The 17,382-nt window shown below is 72.8% G+C and carries 13 protein-coding genes; 7 read left to right on the top strand and 6 right to left on the bottom strand.

The annotated features are described in order from the left end of the window. Positions 1 to 26: 26 nt before the first annotated feature. The 5 genes from ACZ7D7_RS22595 to ACZ7D7_RS22575 all read left to right on the top strand — a co-directional run bounded on the left by ACZ7D7_RS22595 (position 27) and on the right by ACZ7D7_RS22575 (position 6,172). Positions 27 to 1,802 (top strand): glycoside hydrolase family 35 protein, encoded by a 1,776-nt coding sequence (locus ACZ7D7_RS22595; RefSeq protein WP_470826473.1) that lies wholly within the window; start codon positions 27 to 29, stop codon positions 1,800 to 1,802. 153 nt (positions 1,803 to 1,955) lie between these two features. Then, positions 1,956 to 3,266, top strand: coding sequence for an ABC transporter substrate-binding protein (locus ACZ7D7_RS22590; protein ID WP_470826472.1), 1,311 nt, complete (start codon positions 1,956 to 1,958; stop codon positions 3,264 to 3,266). 64 nt (positions 3,267 to 3,330) lie between these two features. Then, on the top strand, positions 3,331 to 4,233 hold the full coding sequence (locus tag ACZ7D7_RS22585) for a carbohydrate ABC transporter permease (RefSeq protein ID WP_470826470.1): 903 nt from the start codon (positions 3,331 to 3,333) through the stop codon (positions 4,231 to 4,233). Positions 4,234 to 4,235: 2 nt separating this feature from the next. Beyond that, positions 4,236 to 5,153 (top strand): carbohydrate ABC transporter permease, encoded by a 918-nt coding sequence (locus ACZ7D7_RS22580; RefSeq protein ID WP_470826469.1) that lies wholly within the window; start codon positions 4,236 to 4,238, stop codon positions 5,151 to 5,153. A gap of 38 nt (positions 5,154 to 5,191) precedes the next feature. Continuing rightward, complete coding sequence (locus ACZ7D7_RS22575; protein ID WP_470826655.1) at positions 5,192 to 6,172, top strand: hydroxyacid dehydrogenase; 981 nt, start codon at positions 5,192 to 5,194, stop codon at positions 6,170 to 6,172. Here ACZ7D7_RS22575 and ACZ7D7_RS22570 read toward each other — a convergent pair. Genes ACZ7D7_RS22570 through ACZ7D7_RS22550 form a run of 5 tightly spaced genes read right to left on the bottom strand, consistent with a single transcriptional unit; the run spans position 6,156 to position 11,298 of the window. Beyond that, on the bottom strand, positions 6,156 to 6,818 hold the full coding sequence (locus ACZ7D7_RS22570) for an ABC transporter ATP-binding protein (protein ID WP_470826468.1): 663 nt from the start codon (positions 6,816 to 6,818) through the stop codon (positions 6,156 to 6,158). The genes ACZ7D7_RS22575 and ACZ7D7_RS22570 overlap by 17 nt on opposite strands. Then, positions 6,811 to 7,833 (bottom strand): ABC transporter ATP-binding protein, encoded by a 1,023-nt coding sequence (locus tag ACZ7D7_RS22565; RefSeq protein WP_470826467.1) that lies wholly within the window; start codon positions 7,831 to 7,833, stop codon positions 6,811 to 6,813. Before ACZ7D7_RS22565 ends, ACZ7D7_RS22570 begins: the two co-directional genes overlap by 8 nt. Next, a complete protein-coding gene (locus tag ACZ7D7_RS22560) occupies positions 7,830 to 8,708 on the bottom strand; it encodes an ABC transporter permease (protein ID WP_470826466.1) in 879 nt (292 codons plus the stop codon). Before ACZ7D7_RS22560 ends, ACZ7D7_RS22565 begins: the two co-directional genes overlap by 4 nt. A gap of 5 nt (positions 8,709 to 8,713) precedes the next feature. Continuing rightward, positions 8,714 to 9,682 (bottom strand): ABC transporter permease, encoded by a 969-nt coding sequence (locus ACZ7D7_RS22555; protein WP_470826654.1) that lies wholly within the window; start codon positions 9,680 to 9,682, stop codon positions 8,714 to 8,716. A 20-nt stretch (positions 9,683 to 9,702) separates the two neighbouring features. Continuing rightward, complete coding sequence (locus tag ACZ7D7_RS22550; RefSeq protein ID WP_470826465.1) at positions 9,703 to 11,298, bottom strand: ABC transporter substrate-binding protein; 1,596 nt, start codon at positions 11,296 to 11,298, stop codon at positions 9,703 to 9,705. Positions 11,299 to 11,579: 281 nt separating this feature from the next. Here ACZ7D7_RS22550 and ACZ7D7_RS22545 point away from each other — a divergent pair, with 281 nt between their 5' ends. Next, positions 11,580 to 13,856, top strand: a complete 2,277-nt coding sequence (locus ACZ7D7_RS22545; RefSeq protein ID WP_470826464.1) for a catalase — start codon at positions 11,580 to 11,582, stop codon at positions 13,854 to 13,856. A 118-nt stretch (positions 13,857 to 13,974) separates the two neighbouring features. Continuing rightward, entirely contained in the window at positions 13,975 to 14,253 is a 279-nt protein-coding gene (locus tag ACZ7D7_RS22540) for a hypothetical protein (protein ID WP_470826463.1), read from the top strand. A gap of 114 nt (positions 14,254 to 14,367) precedes the next feature. On the opposite strand, the gene ACZ7D7_RS22535 is transcribed toward ACZ7D7_RS22540, so the two are convergent. Next, entirely contained in the window at positions 14,368 to 17,325 is a 2,958-nt protein-coding gene (locus ACZ7D7_RS22535) for an nSTAND1 domain-containing NTPase (RefSeq protein ID WP_470826462.1), read from the bottom strand. Between the last annotated feature and the right edge of the window lie 57 nt (positions 17,326 to 17,382).

The following is a 17,382-nucleotide window of genomic DNA, read 5'->3' as shown; positions in this document are numbered from 1 at the left end:
TCCTTCCGCACGACTGGAGAGCCCTCATGTTCACGATCACATCCGAGGGTTTCTCCCTCGACGGCCGTCCGCTGCGTCTGCTCTCGGGCGCGCTGCACTACTTCCGCGTGCTGCCCGAGCAGTGGCCGCACCGGCTGCGGATGCTGCGCGCCATGGGCCTGAACACGGTCGAGACGTACGTGCCGTGGAACCTGCACGAGCCGCGCCCCGGCGCGTACGACTTCGCCGGCATCGCCGACCTGGACCGCTTCCTGCACGCCACGCGCGAGGCCGGACTGCACGCGATCGTGCGCCCGTCGCCGTACATCTGCGCGGAGTGGGACAACGGCGGGCTGCCGTGGTGGCTGCTCGCCGACCCGGAGGTGCGGGAGCTGCGCTGCCGTGACGCGGGCTACCTCGCGCACGTGGACCGCTGGTTCGACGAGCTCGTCCCCGTCATCGCCCCGCATCAGGTCACCCGGGGCGGCAACGTCCTGATGGTGCAGGTGGAGAACGAGTACGGCTCCTACGGCACCGACACCGGCTACCTGGAGCACCTGGCCGCGGGGCTGCGCTCGCGCGGGATCGACGTGCCGCTGTTCACCTCGGACGGCCCCGACGACTTCTTCCTCACGGGCGGCACGCTGCCCGGAAGCCTGGCCACCGTGAACTTCGGCAGCCGCGCCGGCGAGGCGTTCGCCTCCCTGGCCCGGCTGCGGCCCGAGGATCCCGCGATGTGCATGGAGTTCTGGTGCGGCTGGTTCGACCACTGGGGCACCGACCACGTCGTCCGCGGCCCCGAGGACTCCGCCGGGACCCTGGCCGACATCCTGGACTCGGGCGCGTCCGTGAACATCTACATGGCGCACGGCGGCACCAACTTCTCCACCTGGGCCGGCGCCAACACGGCCGATCCGGCGACCGGCGAGCGCTATCTGCCGACGGTCACCTCCTACGACTACGACGCGCCGATCGACGAGCGGGGCGGCGTCACCGACAAGTTCCACACCTTCCGCAAGGTGCTCGCACCGTACGCGGACGGCCCGCTGCCGGAGCCGGAGCCGCCCGCGCCGCTGCTGCCGGCCGGGCGGGTCGAGCTGACGGAGTCGCTGCGGCTGTTCGACGCGCTGGACGCCCTGGCGGGCCCGGAGGCCGAGGCGCCGCTGCCGCCGGCCTTCGAGGACCTGGGCATCGGGCAGGGCCTGGTGCTGTACACCGGGCGCGTGCCGGGCCCCCGCCAGCCGTACCCGCTGTCGGTGCAGGGCCTCGCCGACCGGGCCCACGTGTACGTCGACGGGGCACCGGCCGGTGTGCTGGAACGGGACGGGACCGAGGTGGTGCCCGACGTCCCGGTCCCCGGGGCCGGGGCGCGGCTGGAGCTGCTCGTGGAGTCCATGGGGCGGATCAACTACGGCGCCGGGCTCGGCGAGCGCAAGGGCGTCCGGCGCGTGCTGCACACGCAGCAGATCCTGCACGGCTGGCGGGCGCGCGCCGTGGAGCTGGGGCACGGCACGCCCGGGAAGCTGCCCTGGGACGCCTACGCGTCGTCCGGGCGCGGCCCGCTGTTCCTGCGCGGCCACCTGGACGTGACCGAGCCCGGTGACGCGTATCTGGCGCTGCCCGGCGCCGGCAAGGGGTACGTGTGGGTCAACGGCTTCTGCCTGGGGCGCCACTGGACGTCCCGCGGCCCTCAGCGCACGCTGTACCTGCCGTGGCCGCTGCTGCGCGCGGGCCGCAACGAGATCGTGGTGCTGGAACTGGACGCGGACTCGGGCACCGTTCCCGCGGCCGTCGAGGTCCGTGACGCCCCCGACCTCGGCTGACGCAGGTTCGTTCCGCCACCTCCCGCACGGAAAACGAACACGCGTGAGATCGAAAAGCGAACATCACTGATTACTTGTTCGTTTCCTATTGACTCTGATCGCACTTGGCCGAAAGATGTGCGTCATTCGCACCGAGCTCCCCAGGAGTCAGCAATGAAGCCGTCCTCCCCCGCTCTCGCCGCCACCGCGGCCTGCCTCGCTCTCCTCGCCACCGCCTGCGGCGGACAGGACCAGGGCGAGACGGGCACCGGCAGCGCCGAGCAGCCCGTCGAGATCACCTACTGGTCCTGGATGCCGGGGACCAAGGAGATGGCCGCCGAGTTCAACCGGACCCACAAGAACATCAAGGTCAAGTTCTCCGAGATACCGGCCGGACTCAACGGCGGCAACGACAAGCTCGCCAAGGCGGTCAAGGCGGGCAACGCCCCGGATGTCATCAACGTCGAATACCAGTCACTGCCCGACCTGGTCACCCAGGGCCTGCTGCGCGACTCCACCGAGGAGCTGGGCAAGGCCGTCGAGGACTACGCCCCCGAGGCCGTGCGCAGCCTGGTGACCCTGGGCGGCAAGACGTGGGCCGCGCCCTACGACGTGGGCCCGCAGACCCTCTACTACCGCAAGGACCTGTTCGCCAAGTACGGCGTGGACGTGCCCAAGACCTGGGACGAGTTCGAGGCCGCGGCGAAGAAGGTGAAGACCGCTTCCAAGGGCAAGGCCCGCATCCTGGACTTCTGGGGTGACGACGTCGCCACCTGGGCCGGACTCGCCCAGCAGGCCGGCGCCCGCTGGTACGGCTCCGAGGGCGACGCCTGGAAGGTCGACATGACCGACGACGCCACCAAGAAGGTCGCCGGCTACTGGAAGAACCTGGTCAAGAACGACCTCGTCCGCAACCACAAGGCGTGGAGCCCGGAGGCCACCAAGGCCGTCACCGACTCCCGGTCGATCGCCCTGCTCGGCGCGTCCTGGAGCGCCGGCGGCATCAAGACCACCTACCCCAAGCAGGCCGGCAAGTGGGCCGAGGCTCCGCTGCCGCACTGGGGCACGCCCGCCACCGGCGCGGTCGGCGGCTCGTCGTTCGCCCTGTCCAAGACCACGAAGAAGGCGGAGGCCGCCGCCGAGTTCGCCATCTGGGCCACCACGAACAAGGCGGCCGTCAAGTCCCGGCTCGCCGCCGGCACCTCCAGCGGCCTGCCCGCCGCCGAGGAGCTGCGCGGCACCGCCAAGGAGTCCTTCGACGCCGGCTTCTTCGGCGGCCAGGACATCTACGAGGTCGCCGGTTCCCAGGTGCCCCTGATCGCCGAGGGCTGGGTGTGGAGCCCGGTGCACAACTCGACCTCGCAGACCCTGCAGACCGAGCTCGGCAAGGCCCAGAAGACCGGCGAGTTCTGGCCCGCGTTCCAGGCGGGACAGCGCTCGGCCGAGAAGTCGATCACCGACCGCGGGCTCAAGCTCGCCAAGTGACGTCACGCCCCGAGAGCCCGGCTCCCCCGTGCGGAGCCGGGCCCGGCACCAAGGAGCTCCACCCATGGCATCGACCCGGCCCGGCCGCGGACGGCACGCCGCGCCCGCCCTCTTCCTGGCCCCGTTCCTCGTGCTCTTCGCCGCCACCCTCCTCGCCCCGATCGGCTACGCGATCTGGATGAGCCTGTTCCGGGAGCAGTCGGCCTCCGGACTCGGCTTCGGCGGCACCGAGACACTGTTCGTCGGCCTCGACAACTACCTGCGTGCCCTGGACGACCCGGGCTTCAGGCGCGGCTTCGCACACATCGCGCTGTACTGCCTCATCTACATCCCCGTGATGGTGGGCGGCGCCCTGGCCCTGGCCCTGCTGGTCGACTCGACGCTGGCCCGCGCCAAGCGGTTCTTCCAGCTGGCCTACTTCCTGCCGCACGCGGTGCCGGGACTGATCGCCGCGATCATGTGGGGCTTCCTCTACACCCCGGGGCTCAGCCCCGTCATCGACTTCCTGTCCTGGTTCGGCGCGGACTGGGACCTGCTCGGCCCCGACGCGGTCGTGTTCTCCATGGCCAACGCCGCCACGTGGCAGTGGATCGGCTACAACATGGTGATCTTCTACGCGGCGCTCCAGGCCGTGCCGCGCGAGACGCTCGAGGCCGCCGTGGTCGACGGGGCGGGCCAGCTGCGCACCGCCTGGTCGGTGAAGATGCCGATGATCCGCTCCTCGGTCGTCCTCACCACGCTGTTCACCGCCGTCGGCGCGATCCAGCTGTTCAACGAGCCGGAAGTGCTGCGCAGCCGGTCGTCCTCGATCTCCCCCGACTGGAGCCCGGTCATGTACATCTACCAGGCCGCCTTCACGGAGCACGACTACGGTCTGGCCGCCGCGGCCTCCCTGCTCCTCGCCGTCCTGGGCGCCGCACTGTCCTTCGTCATCACCAAGCTCGGCAACCGCTGGAAGGAGGCGTGAAAATGGCCGTCGACACGCTCACCGCGGCGCCGCCCGCCGCCTCCTCCCCCTCGGACGAGGAACACCGCCCGCAGCCCGTGGGCACGTTCTCCTGGTCGTCGCGGGCGATCGTCAACACGCTGCTGGCGATCGTCGCCGTGTACACCCTCATGCCGCTCAGCTGGCTGCTGGTCAACGCCACCAAGGACAACGGCGACCTGTTCGGCAGCCCCGGCTTCCTGCTCGGCGACTTCAACCTGTTCACCAACATCGCCGACCTGTTCTCGTACCAGGACGGCGTGTTCGGCCGCTGGCTCGTCAACAGCCTGCTGTACTCGGTGGTCGGCGCGCTCGCCTCGACCCTGATCTCCCTGCTGGCCGGCTACGCCTTCGCGACGTACTCCTTCCCCGGCCGCGAGAAGGTGTACGGGCTGGTCCTGCTCGGCATCCTCGTGCCGCCCACGGTCGTCTCCCTGCCGATGTACCTGCTCGCCTCCGAGGCCGGCATCGTCAACACCTACTGGGCCGTGCTGATCCCGAGCCTGGTCAACCCGTTCGGTGTGTACCTGGCCCGCGTGTTCGCCGAGGCGTACGTGCCGCACGAGACGCTGGAGGCGGCCCGCATGGACGGCGCGGGTGAGATGCGCGCGTTCCGCTCGGTGGCCCTGCCGATGCTGTCACCCGCGTTCGTGACCATCTTCCTGTTCACCTTCACCGCGAGCTGGAACAACTTCTTCCTGCCCCTCGTGATGCTCAACGACTCGTCCCTCTACCCGGTGGGCCTCGGCCTGTTCAGCTGGAACGCCGTACTGCCGCAGGAACCCCAGCTGTACGCGCTGGTCGTGACGGGCTCCCTGCTGTCCGTCGTTCCGCTCGCCGTCGCCTTCCTCTCGCTGCAGCGCCACTGGCGTTCCGGCCTGACCGCGGGAGCCGTCAAGTGACCCCCACGCCCCACCGCCGCCCCCGCACCGTCCTGGCGATGGACCTGCCGGTGCACGCGGCCCTCTTCGACCGGGCGGCACTCGACCGGCTCACGGCGCTCGCCGACACCGACCCCGCCCTCGTCGTCCGCGACTTCGCCGACCCGGCCGTCGCCGGCGTCCTCGCGGAGGCGGAGGCGCTGCTCACCGGCTGGGGCTGCCCGCCCCTGACGCCCGAGACCCTGGCCCGCATGCCGCGGCTGCGTACCGTGATCCACGCGGCCGGGTCGGTCAAGCACCATGTGACGGACGCCTGTTGGGAGCGCGGCATCACCGTCGCCTCGGCGGCCGCCGCGAACGCCGTGCCGGTGGCGGAGTACACGCTCGCCGCGATCCTGTTCTCCGGCAAGCGCGTCCTGCACACCGCGCAGGTGTATCGCGAGAAGCGCTCCTGGGTGAACGCCCTCGACGTCATGGGGAGCGGCGGCAACCACCGGCTCACCGTCGGTGTCGTCGGCGCGTCCCGCATCGGCCGCCGGGTGACGGAGCTGCTCCGCCCGTTCGACATGCGCGTACTGCTCCACGACCCGTACGTGGCCGACGACGAGGTGCGGGCGCTGGGCGCCGAGCCGGTCGGGCTGGACATGCTCGCCGAGCAGAGCGACACGGTGTCCATTCACGCGCCCGAACTCCCAGAGACCCACCACCTGTTCGACCGGCGGCGCCTCGCCCTCCTGCGGGACGGCGCGACCCTGATCAACACCGCGCGCGGTTCTCTCGTCGACACGGCCGCGCTGACGCAGGAGCTGGTCTCGGGCCGGCTCAACGCGGTCCTGGACGTCACCGACCCCGAGATCCTGCCGCCCGACTCGCCCCTGTACGAGCTGCCGAACGTGCTGCTCACGCCGCACATAGCGGGGTCCCTCGGCAACGAGCTGGGCCGGATGGCGAACGCCGCGCTGGACGAGTTGGAGCGCTACGCGAGCGGGCTGCCGTACACCGACCCGGTGCACCCGGAGCAGCTCACGCGCTCGGCGTGACGGTGTCCCAGTGGGCCGTCCGGTCGCACCAGCGTCGCAGGAGCGCGCTGTCGTGGCCGATGGCCAGCAACCCGGCCCCGGTCGCGGCGCGGTAGTCCTCCACCGCCGCCACCAGGGCCGCGGTCGTGGACGCGTCGAGCATCGCCGTCATCTCGTCGCAGATCAGCCAGCGGGGCCGCAGCGCGAGGGCGCGCGCGAGGCAGGCGCGTTGGAGTTGGCCGTCGCTGACCTCGTGCGGGCGCCTGCCCAGCAGTTCGGGTGTCAGTCCCACGGTGTCGGCGAGTTCGGCGACCCGTCCGGCCGCCTCCGCGCGGCGGCCGGTGGCGCGCAGCGGTTCGGCGATCAGGTCGGTGAGCCGCAGCCTCGGGTCGGCGGAGAGCCTCGGCTGCTGGAACACGACGCCGAAGGCGGTGCGCAGGTCACGTGGGGCGCGGTGGCGCCAGTGCCGTACGGGGGTGCCGTCGACGCGCAGGGTGCCGGAGTGCGGGCGGTGCAGCAGGGCGGCGACACGGGCCAGCGTGGACTTTCCGCATCCGCTGGGCCCGAGGAGACCGACGGCTTCGCCGGGCTCGACCGTCAGGGACGCGTTCCGCACCACGGGGGCGTGGCGGTCGTAGCCGGCGGTGATGGCGCGCAGTTCAAGCACGGACGTCCTCCTGGGCTGTCGCGGTGCGGGCGGTTTCCGGCCCGGAGTGCGGGTGATGGCAGGCGACTCCCCCGGCTGTCGCCGGTGTGGTGGCGCAGGCGGCCGTGGCGCGGTCGCAGCGGGCGGCGAAGGCACAGCCGTCGGGCAGGTCGCCGAGTTCGGGCGGCATGCCGGGGATGGGGACGAAGTCCCGCTCGGGAAGGGCCCGCAGGAGGCCGCGGCTGTAGGGGTGCCGGGGGCCCGGTGCGCCGAAGAAGCCGGCGGCGTCGGCCACTTCGACGATGCGGCCCGCGTACATGACGGCGACCCGGTCGGCGATGCGTTCGGCGGCCGCGAGGTCGTGGGTGATGACGAGGAGGGCGCGTCCCGCCTTGCCGGTGTCGTTGCCGCCGTCGCCGGTGTCGACGTGGCGGCGCAGTTCGTCGACCGTGCGGTCCACCAGGTCGCGGTCCAGTCCCGTGGTGGGTTCGTCGGCGAGCAGCAGGGGCGCGCCGCCGACCAGGGCCAGGGCCGTCGCGGCGCGCTGGGCGAGGCCGCCGGAGAGCTCGTGCGGATGCCGGTCGAGGTGATCGGCGGGGAACGCGGCCCGTCCGGCCGCCGCCTCGCCCGCGGCACGCAGGGCGGCGCACCCTCGGACGCCCGTCAACTGGGCGACGGTTTCCTCCAGTTGGGACCGGATCGTGCGTACCGGTGTGAGGTGCGCGGCCGGGCTCTGCGGGACGAGGCCGATCCGGCGTCCGCGCACGGTGCGGGCCAGGGTCCGCTCGTCGGCCGCGAGGAGGTCGAGGTCGCCGAGGCGGGCCTCCCCGGCGACCTGGGCGTTGGCGGGCAGCAGGCCCAGCAGGGCGGAGGCGAGGACGGACTTGCCGCAGCCGCTCTCCCCGATCAGGGCGAGGCACTCGCCTGCCGCCACGTCGAAGTGCGCGTCGGTGACGGCGGCGACGCGGCGGGCGCCGGGCATGAGGAAGCGCACCGACAGGCCGCGTACCGACAGCACGGGGTCTCGCTCGGTCACAGCATCAGCTCCGATCGCCGGCGTGGGTTGATCCGCTCGCGCCAGGCCCCGGCGAGACCGGCGATCGCGAGGGTCGGGACGATGACGAACAGGCCGGGGAAGAGGGTGGGCCACCACTGGCCGGCGAGCAGGGAGCCGCGCGCGGTCTGGATGAGGGTGCCGAGGCTCGCCGTGTGGGTGGGCAGCCCGAGCCCGAGGAAGGACAGCGCCGACTCGTGCCACATGGCGTGCGGGATCATCAGTACGGCGGCCAGCGCGGCCTGGGGCAGCACGCCGGGCAGCAGATGCCGCACCGCCACCCGCCACCGGGAGGCGCCGCCCGACACGGCCGCGTCGATGTGGGGCCGGGACCGCAGCGACAGGACCTCGGCGCGGACGATGCGGGCGGTCGACAGCCAGTGGGTGAGGGCGACCGAGACCACCACGGGCCAGACGCCGGGCCGGAACATGGCGACGACGAAGATGCCGAGCAGCAGGTGGGGCACGGACGAGAACGTGTCGACGAGCCGCATGACGGCGCGGTCGGTCCAGCCGCCCAGCGCCCCCGCGGCGGCGCCCACCGCGGTGCCGACGACGGTCGCCGTGAGGGCCGCGGCGACGCCGACGAGCAGGGAGACGCGCAGCCCGTGGACGCAGCGCAGCAGCAGGTCGCGGCCGACGTCGTCGGTGCCGAAGGGGTGTTCCCAGGACGGGGGTCGCAGCTTGGCGGCCAGGTCGACGGCCTGCTGGTCGAGCTGGACGAGCGGCGGGACGAGGAGAACCGTGAGCACGGTCGCCGTCAGCAGCGCGGCGGAGAGCCGCACCCGGACGGTGCGGGACGTGCGCCGGCCGCTGCCGTAGGACCGCCACCGGGGTGCGGCGCCGGCCTCAGCCATGGGAGTCACATTTCACTGAGCTTCACTCTCGGGTCGATCAGGCCGTACAGGAGGTCGGCGAGCAGGTTGCCGACGAGCACGGCGACGGTGGCGAGGGCGGTGAGGGCGGCCAGCAGCGGGAAGTCGACGGCGGTGGCCGCCTCCACGGTGGCCGCGGCGATGCCGGGCCAGCTGAAGACGCTCTCCACGAGCAGGGCGCCGGTGATGAGTTCGGGGACGCGGGAGCCGATCAGGGTCAGGACCGGCAGCAGTCCGGACCGCAGCGCGTGGCCGAGCAGCACGGTCCGTTCGCTCAGCCCTCGGGCGCGTGCGCCGCGCACCGGGTCCTCGGCGAGCGCGTCCCCGACGCCCTGGCGCACGTAGAGCGCGAACCACGGCACTTGGGAGAGGGCGAGCACGCCCGCGGGCAGGACGAGGTGGCGGGCGACCTGTCCCGCGGTGACCTGTTCGCTGCCGGTGTCGGTGAGGCCACCGGCCGGCAGCACGCCCCAATGGACGGCGAACAGCCACACGGCGAGCAGCGCGATCCAGAAGACGGGCGCGGCCTCGAGGACGTACGCGAGGGAGGTGACGGCCCGGTCGGGCCAGGAGCCGGGCCGGCGGGCCGCGAGCACTCCCAGCAGGGTGCCGGCGAGGACGGCGGTGCCGAACGCGACCGCGCACAGCAGCGTCGACCACACCAGGCGCTCGCCGATCACCTGGGCGACCGGCTGCCGCAGCACGCTGGACTGGCCCAGGTCGCCGGTGAGCGCGGAGGTGAGCCAGTGCCACCAGCGCTCGACGAACGGCTCCCCCACGCCGAGGTTGGCCCGCAGCCGGTCCAGGGTCTCCTGGTCGGCGCCGAGCGCCGCGGTCCCGGCGTAGGCCTTGACGGGGTCGAACGGGGAGGCGGCGGCGATCGCGAATACGCCGAACGTGACGACGAGGAGGACGGGGACCGCGGCGAGGGCCCGACGTCCCGCGAGGCGGGCCATCGCTCCCCAGGGCAGGCGCGTCATTTCTTGGGCTGCCAGTCCTCGACGTTCCACCACGGTCCGCTCGCGAAGCCGTGCTCGTGCGGCTCGACCTGTGTGGTCAGCCCGTCCCAGCGGTCGGCGAGCACGTACAGGTGGTCGATGTGGGTGAGGAAGGTGTAGCCGGGGTCCTTCACGAGCTCGCGCTGGACCGTGTCGTACGCGGACTTGCGCGTGGCCGGTTCCTGGCTGCGCCGGCCGGTGTCGAGGGCGCGGTCCACCGCCGGATTGTCGTAGTGGGCCATGTTGTTGAAGCCGTCGCCGGCGAGTGAGGAGTGCAGGAGGGTGTAGAGGCCGAAGTCGGGGTCGCCGGTGCTGCCGAAGCCCGCGAGGACGGCGTCCTTCCCCATCCGCGGCTCGATGACCTCCCAGGTGGCGCTCTCCACCCTGACGTCGATGCCGGCCTTCTTGGCGTCGGAGGCGTAGGCGAGGGCGTGGTCCTGGCGGACCTTGTCGCCGGCGGGGTAGAGCAGGGTGAACGCGGCGCGGCGGCCGTCCTTCTCCCGGATCCCGCCCTTGCCGGGCTTCCAGCCCGCCTCGTCCAGGATGCGCCGCGCCTTGCCTGGGTCGTGGGCGCGTTCGACGCCCTTCGCGAACCAGGGGTCGTCGGCGGGCACCGGGCCGTACGCGGGCCGGCCCGCGCCGTCGAGGATCTTGTCGACCATGGCGCGGCGGTCCACGGCCGCGTCGAGGGCGCGGCGCACCGCGCGGTCGCCGGTGACCTCGTGCCCGGTGGGCAGCGTGACGGCGCGGTAGTCGTAGGACGTGGCCCGGTAGGTGCGCCTGCCGTCGTCCTTCGCGAACGTGGCGGCGAGGTTCGGCGGGAGGACGGCGCCGTCGAGGTCGCCGGAGCGCAGTCGGGTGGCGCGTACGTCGTCGTCCTCGACGATCGCGACGGTGACCTTCTTGACCTTCGGCGCGCCGCCCCAGTAGCGGGGGTTGGCCTTGAAGGTGAGCTTCTCGCCCTTGCGCCAGTCGGCCAGGACGTACGGTCCGGTGCCCACCGGCCGGGTGTTGAAGGAGCCGGTGTTGGGGTCCTGTTTCCCGGCGACGTGCTCCGGGACGACGGGCAGCACCGTCCGTCCGGCGAAGGGCGCGTACGGGTACTTGAGCGTGAAGACGACCTTGTCGTCCCCGACGGCCCGCACGTCCTCGACGGCGGCGAGTTCGCTGCGGGCCGTGTTGTTGGTCCCGGCGTCGAGGACGGTCCGGTAGGTGAAGACCACGTCGGCGGCCGTCAGCGGTTCGCCGTCGCTGAACTCCACGCCGTCGCGCAGGGTGTAGGTGTAGGTGCGGCCGCCGTCGCCGATCTCGGGGAGGGCCTTGGCCAGCGCCGGCTTCAGCCGCATGTCGGCGTCGCGGGCGAGCAGGCCGTCGAAGATCTTGGAGTTGCCGTCCTTGCCGTAGCCGAGGAGCGGGCTGAGGGTGTCCGGCTCGGACGCCACCGCGATCACCACGGAGTCGGCGGTCCTCCTGCCGCCCGCGCCCCCTCCCGCGCCGCCGGGTGCCGAGCAGGCGGTGACCGCCATGGCCGTCGCCGCCACGACGGCGGCACCCCGTATCCGACTGGTCGTCATGCGCCCCCACCTCTTGTTGGTGATCAAATGCTGTTGCATATTAATCGCAATAAGGGGCTGAGTGCAGCCCGCCCCCGTCGGGGTACGCGGGACGTGCCACGCCGAGCGGGCGGCGCGGGGAGGACGGGTGGTTCACCCGCTCGATACGCGTGCCGTGTGCCGGCCCGTGCCGTGTGCGAGGTTGACAGGGCAGCCGGCCCGTCGACGGCGCAGGGCGGCGGCCGGCCGGAGGCGTGAGCGCGGCAGCGGCAATCCGACCCCCACCGGAGGAACGGCATTCCATGGAATCCAAGCCCTTGAAGCAGGCAGCGCAGAAGGTCGCCGAGACGGTCCGGGGCGAGGGCCCCGGCCCGGAGGAGGGAATTCCCGGGAAACCGGGGGCCGAGACCCCGCCCGTGGCGGAGCCCACCGAACCGCGCGAGCCACTGCCGCCGAAGCCGGACCAGAGCGGCCCGGACACCATGTCGCCCACCGGCCAGGAGACCGGCGCGGACCAGGCCCGCGTGGCCCAGGCCGGCAGCTACCTGACCACGGCGCAGGGCGCGCGGCTGTACGACACGGACCACTCGCTGAAGGCGGGCCCGCGCGGCCCGGTGCTGCTGCAGGACCATCACCTGCGCGAGAAGGTCATGCACTTCGACCACGAGCGCATCCCGGAGCGCGTGGTGCACGCGCGTGGTGCGGCGGCCCACGGCGTGTTCAAGAGCTACGGCACGGCCGAGACGGTGACGAGGGCGGCGTTCCTCGCCAAGGACGCCGAGACGCCGGTCTTCGTCCGCTTCTCCACGGTGCTGGGCTCGCGCGGATCGTCCGACACGGTGCGGGACACGCGTGGATTCGCGACGAAGTTCTACACGACCGAGGGCGTCTTCGACCTCGTCGGGAACAACATGCCGGTGTTCTTCATCCAGGACGCCATCAAGTTCCCGGACATCATCCACGCGGGCAAGCCGCACCCGGACCGGGAGATCCCGCAGGCGCAGAGCGCCCACGACACCTTCTGGGACTTCGTCACCCTCCACACCGAGGCCACTCACCACACGATGTGGAACATGTCCGACCGGGGCATCCCGCGCTCGTACCGGATGATGGAGGGCTTCGGCGTCCACACGTTCCGCCTGGTCGACGCGGCGGGCGGGACGACCCTGGTGAAGTTCCACTGGAAGCCGAAGCTGGGCGTGCACTCCCTGGTGTGGGAGGAGGCGCAGCTCATCAACGGCATCGACCCCGACTTCCACCGCCGGGACCTCGCCGACGCGATCGAGGCGGGCGCCCACCCGCAGTGGGAGCTGGGCATCCAGACCTTCCCGGACACCCCGGACCAGACCTTCGAGGGCATCGACCTGCTCGACCCGACGAACCTCGTGCCGGAGGAGCTGGCGCCGGTGCAGCCGGTCGGGCTGCTCACCCTGAACCGCAATCCGTCGAACTTCTTCGCCGAGACCGAGCAGGTCGCCTTTCACGTCGGGCATCTCGTGCCGGGCATCGACATCACCGACGACCCACTGCTCGCGGGGCGGCTGTTCTCGTACCTGGACACCCAGATCACCCGGCTGGGCGGCCCCAACTTCCCGCAGCTGCCCATCAATCGCCCGCACGCGCCGGTCAACGACATGCTGCGGGACGGCATGCACCAGACCGCCGTGCATCGCGGTGTGGCGCCCTACCGGCCCAATTCCCTCGACGGCGGCTGCCCCTTCACCGCGGGCGCGGACACCGGGGCGTACATCGAGACGCCGGTACGGGTCCCGGAGGCCACGAAGGTGCGTGAGGCGCCGGAGTCCTTCGCCGACCACTTCAGCCAGGCCCGCAGGTTCTGGCTGAGCATGAGCCCGGTGGAGCGGGAGCACATCATCGGCGCGTACACCTTCGAGCTCGGCAAGTGCTACGAGCAGGCGGTCAAGGAACGCGGGCTGCGGGTCCTCGCGAACATCGACGCGGAGCTGTGCGCGCAGGTCGCCGCCGGTCTCGGCCTGCCGGCCCCGGAGCCTTCGGAGACGCCGGCGGACGTCGAGCCGAGCCCCGCGCTGTCCCAGGTCGGCCGCACCTGGCCCACGGACGGCCGCGTCATCGGCATCGTCACGGACGCGGACGGCGATCTGGACGGCGTGCGCGCCGTGCGGGAGGCCGTGCTGCGCGGCGGCATGGTGCCGCTGGTCGTCGCGCCGACGGGTGGCACGATCGGCTCGGGCGAGGCCGCGCTGACCGTGCAGCGCACGTACGTGACCGCGCGGAGCGTGGAATTCGACGCGGTGCTGCTCGCCGGGGCGCCCGGTGTGGGCAGCGACGCGCGGGGCGCCCGCGACGCCAAGGTGCCGCCGGGCTCGGCCGGACTGACGACGTGCGACCCGCGCGTGACGCTGCTGCTGGCCGAGGCGTACCGGCACGGCAAGGCCATCGGCGCCTGGGCGGGCGGCGACGCCGCGCTCCAGGCGGCCGGGGTGCCCGCCGACGCGCCGGGCATCGTCGTGGGCGACAGCGCCACCGGGGCCCTGGAGCGGATCACCGGCCTGCTCGGCGCGCACCGTGTCTGGGAACGCTTCACACCGGGAGCGTGACCGGCCCCGAACCACCCGAACAATGTGACTCACATCACAGTTCGAGGGGTCGTACGAGAAGGGCGCCGGAAACGTGTGAAGGGCGCAATGTCGCCCACAGCACAGGGAGTTGATCCTCATGCGTACACGTTTCGCTTTCGGAGTCATCACCACGGCCCTCCTCGCGGGGACGCTGGGCCTCGGTGCCCCGCAGGCCGGTGCCGCCGTCGAGGAGTCCCGTCGGGTGGCCGTCGCCGCGCAGGCGGCGGAGGCGCCCGCGGGCTGGATCCTCCGCGGCAAGTACTGGACGCGCGGCGGGTGTCTGGAGGCGGGCCAGGAGGGGGTGCAGCGGGGGCACTGGGACGAGTTCCAGTGCGCGAACGGCCGCTTCTTCTGGAACCTGTGGACGAACCGCTGACACCGGCGGCCGTCCCGTGACACGGGGGGGCGGTCAGGAACGGGGGGTGACCGCGGGCGGGTTCGGAGCCGGTGCTCCGGGCCCGCCCCTGCGTGTTGCCGCCGGGCGGGGTCCTCAGGCCGGGCTCGCGCGGGTGCGGTCGGGGCAGGGCGGGTCGTAGCGCAGGCCGGGGAAGTGACGGGACCACTGGGCGCGGCTGAGGACGCCGCGCACGTGGTCGCAGGCGTGGGCCAGCGCGTGCTCCGGGTCGGTGTACCAGACCTGGACGCTCCGGTGGGCGGTGACGGTGACGATCGTGCCGTCCGCCGAGAGGTGGCGCACCTCCTTGACCGAGCCGGCGGGGTTGGTGAGGGAGGCCAGCGGCGCGGGGCGCGTGCGGTCGGTGACGTCCCAGACCCTTACCGCGCCGTCCACGCCGACGGTCACCGCCGTACGGCCGTGGGGGGCGAACGCCACGCCGGCCACGACGTCGGCGTGGCCGGGGAGTTGGCCCAGTTCGCGGTGCCGGGGCAGCCGGCCGACGTCCCACAGCCGCGCCGTGCGGTCGTCGCTTCCGGAGAGCAGAGTGCGTCCGTCGGCGCTGTAGGCGAGGGCGTCCACGAAGTGCCGGTGGCCGCGGAGGACGGCGACGGCGGACGCCCGGCGCGGGTCGGTGATGTCCCAGACACGGATGGTGCGGTCGTCGGAGCCGGAGGCCAGGGTGCGGCCGTCGGGGCCGAAGGCCACGGGCTTGACGTTCCCCAAGTGTCCGCGCAGTTCGTCGAGGAGACGGGGGCGCGCCGGGTCGGTCGTGTCCCAGAGCCGGATCGTGTCGTCCCAACTGCTGGTGGCGGCCATGGTGCCGGTGCGGTTGAGTACGACGGAGTAGACGACGTCGGTGTGCCCGGTGGCCTTCGTCGTGGGCGGTGCCGGGCGGTGGGGGTCGGTCACGTCCCACACCCGGATCACGCGGTCGGTGCCGACGCCGATCAGTGACGTCCCGCCCGGGTGGAAGGCGAGGGTGTGGAAGCCGACGCCGCCGCAGTCGATGGTGCCGAGCCGGCGCGGGCGCCGGGGCACCGCCATGTCCCACAGGAAGATGTGCGGCCCGTCGGCCATCGCGAGCATGCGGCCGTCGCGTGTGACGGCCGGTGTGTGACCGGTCGGCATGCGGCCGGGCGGCTCGACGGCCAGGGCGCTGAGCAGGGCGTTGCGGGTGCGCTCGCCCGGCGCCCACCGGTAGGCGGCCAGCGCGATCTGCGCGGCGAGTGACTGGTCGTGCGGGCTGAGGTGCACGGCCGCGTCGGCGGCCCGCAGGACCACGGCGTGGTTGCGCTGCCTCGTCACGGTGCTCTGCGCGTGCACGGCGAACCCGGCGGCGGCCACGGCGCACACGAGCAGCACCACCAGGGCGCCGACGAGCCTGCGCAGCCGGCGGACCTGACGGCGGCCACGCCGCTGCTGCTCCGCCTCCGCGGCCTCGCCGGCGTCGAGGAAGGCGCGTTCCCGTGCGGTCAGCGCCTGCCTCGGGAGGTCCCTGACGGCGGCCAGGCGCACGCCCCGGTACAGGGTGTCGGGGTCGTGGTCCAGGGACTCCCAGACGGCGGTGGCCTCGGTGAGCGTGCGCAGCCGGCGGACCTGTTCGCGGTCCTCGCTCAGCCAGTCGCCGAGGCGGGGCCAGCAGCGGATCAGCGCCTCGTGGGTGATCTCGACGTGGTCCCGGTCGACGGTGAGCAGGCGTACGCGGGTGGCGTGTTCGAGGACGAGCGCGGTGTCGGGGGTGTCGTCGAGTTCGTGTCGCGGCAGGCGGCGCTTGGTGTCCTCGGTGCCCTCGCCGAGGGCGACGAGCCGCAGGAGGAGCCGTCGGGCGAGTTGTTGCTGGGTGTCGGTCAGGGCGGCGTGGAAGGCCTCGGCGGTCTGGGCGAGCGCGCCCTCGAAGCCGCCCGCCGCTCGGTATCCGGCGAGCGTCAGGGCGTTGCCGCGCCGACGGCGCCAGGTCTCCAGCAGGGCGTGCGAGAGCAGGGGCAGCGCGCCCGGCCTGCCGTGTGCGTCGGCCATGAGGGCGGCCAGGAGGGCGCCTTCGACGGTCAGTCCGGCGCGGGTCGCGGGCCGGACGACCGCCGCGCGCAGTTCGTCGGAGGTCATGGGGCCGACGGGGAGGTGGGCGTCGCTCAGGGCGTCGACCAGGCCGGGGAGGCGGGTGCAGTGCGTGTAGAAGTCGGACCGCACGGCGAGCGCGACACGGGTGCGGCTGTCCGGGGTCTGGGCCGCGTGGAGCAGTGAGGCCACGAAGGCGTCCCGCTCCGCCGGGTCGCGGCAGACGGTGAAGACCTCCTCGAACTGGTCCACCACGACCAGGAGTTCCCCGGATTCCCCGCGTTCCCGGCGTTCCCCGGTCACCTGGTCCGGGTCGGGCCGCGCGGCGAGGATCTGCCGCGCCACCCGGTGCAAGGTCCGCGGCTCCGCGGCGAGTTCCGCGTGCAGGGAGCCCGGGGTGACGCCGGCGCGGGCCGCCAGCCGGACGGCGCATTCCTCGAGCGGATGCGGGCCGGGGGTGAAGATCAGCGGGGGCACATCGGAAAACCTGGGGAGCACACCCGCGCGGAGAACCGACGACTTCCCCGATCCGGAGGCGCCGAAGAGAACGAGCAGCTTCCTCTTCTCCAGGTGCTCGACAATCCGTTCGGTGAGTTTCTCCCGGCCGAAGAAGACATCGGCGTCGGACTGCTGGAATGCGGCCAGGCCGACATAGGGCGCGCGGGCCGGATCCTCACCTTCACCCTCCTCCCCGCCGGGCGCATGCCGGGCGCCGGGGGTGCGCGCCGGGGCGCACGCGGCGGCCGTCCTGCGCCACTTCAGCTCCCATTCGCCCTCGTCACCGCCGCAGGCACGGACGTAGGCGAGGGTGACGGCCAGGGTGGGAAGTTGACGCCCCGCCGCGGCCCCGGACAGCGTCGCGATCGCGTAGTGCGCCCGCCGCGCGAGTTCCCGATAGGTGGGATTCCCGGCCCGCTGCCGCAGTTTCCGCAATTCCGCGGCGAATTCCAGCAGCGGTCCGCCGTCCGCGTCCAGCGGCCGCTCTCCACGTGGCATCTCTCGGCAACCTCCCCCGGGGTCGTCCGGATTGTTCACCATGCGTTTGTTCAGTGC

It is taken from the genome of Streptomyces sp. NPDC037054, assembly GCF_055606745.1.
This window is presented reverse-complemented; position numbering and strand designations above follow the sequence as displayed.

Bases quoted from the DNA above. Each gene is read 5' to 3' on its own strand.
- ACZ7D7_RS22595 (WP_470826473.1), top strand. From the start codon at position 27: ATGTTCACGATCACATCCGAGGGTTTCTCCCTCGACGGCCGTCCGCTG.
- ACZ7D7_RS22590 (WP_470826472.1), top strand. From the start codon at position 1,956: ATGAAGCCGTCCTCCCCCGCTCTCGCCGCCACCGCGGCCTGCCTCGCT.
- ACZ7D7_RS22585 (WP_470826470.1), top strand. From the start codon at position 3,331: ATGGCATCGACCCGGCCCGGCCGCGGACGGCACGCCGCGCCCGCCCTC.
- ACZ7D7_RS22580 (WP_470826469.1), top strand. From the start codon at position 4,236: ATGGCCGTCGACACGCTCACCGCGGCGCCGCCCGCCGCCTCCTCCCCC.
- ACZ7D7_RS22575 (WP_470826655.1), top strand. From the start codon at position 5,192: ATGGACCTGCCGGTGCACGCGGCCCTCTTCGACCGGGCGGCACTCGAC.
- ACZ7D7_RS22560 (WP_470826466.1), bottom strand. From the start codon at position 8,708: ATGGCTGAGGCCGGCGCCGCACCCCGGTGGCGGTCCTACGGCAGCGGC.
- ACZ7D7_RS22555 (WP_470826654.1), bottom strand. From the start codon at position 9,682: ATGGCCCGCCTCGCGGGACGTCGGGCCCTCGCCGCGGTCCCCGTCCTC.
- ACZ7D7_RS22550 (WP_470826465.1), bottom strand. From the start codon at position 11,298: ATGACGACCAGTCGGATACGGGGTGCCGCCGTCGTGGCGGCGACGGCC.
- ACZ7D7_RS22545 (WP_470826464.1), top strand. From the start codon at position 11,580: ATGGAATCCAAGCCCTTGAAGCAGGCAGCGCAGAAGGTCGCCGAGACG.
- ACZ7D7_RS22540 (WP_470826463.1), top strand. From the start codon at position 13,975: ATGCGTACACGTTTCGCTTTCGGAGTCATCACCACGGCCCTCCTCGCG.
- ACZ7D7_RS22535 (WP_470826462.1), bottom strand. From the start codon at position 17,325: ATGCCACGTGGAGAGCGGCCGCTGGACGCGGACGGCGGACCGCTGCTG.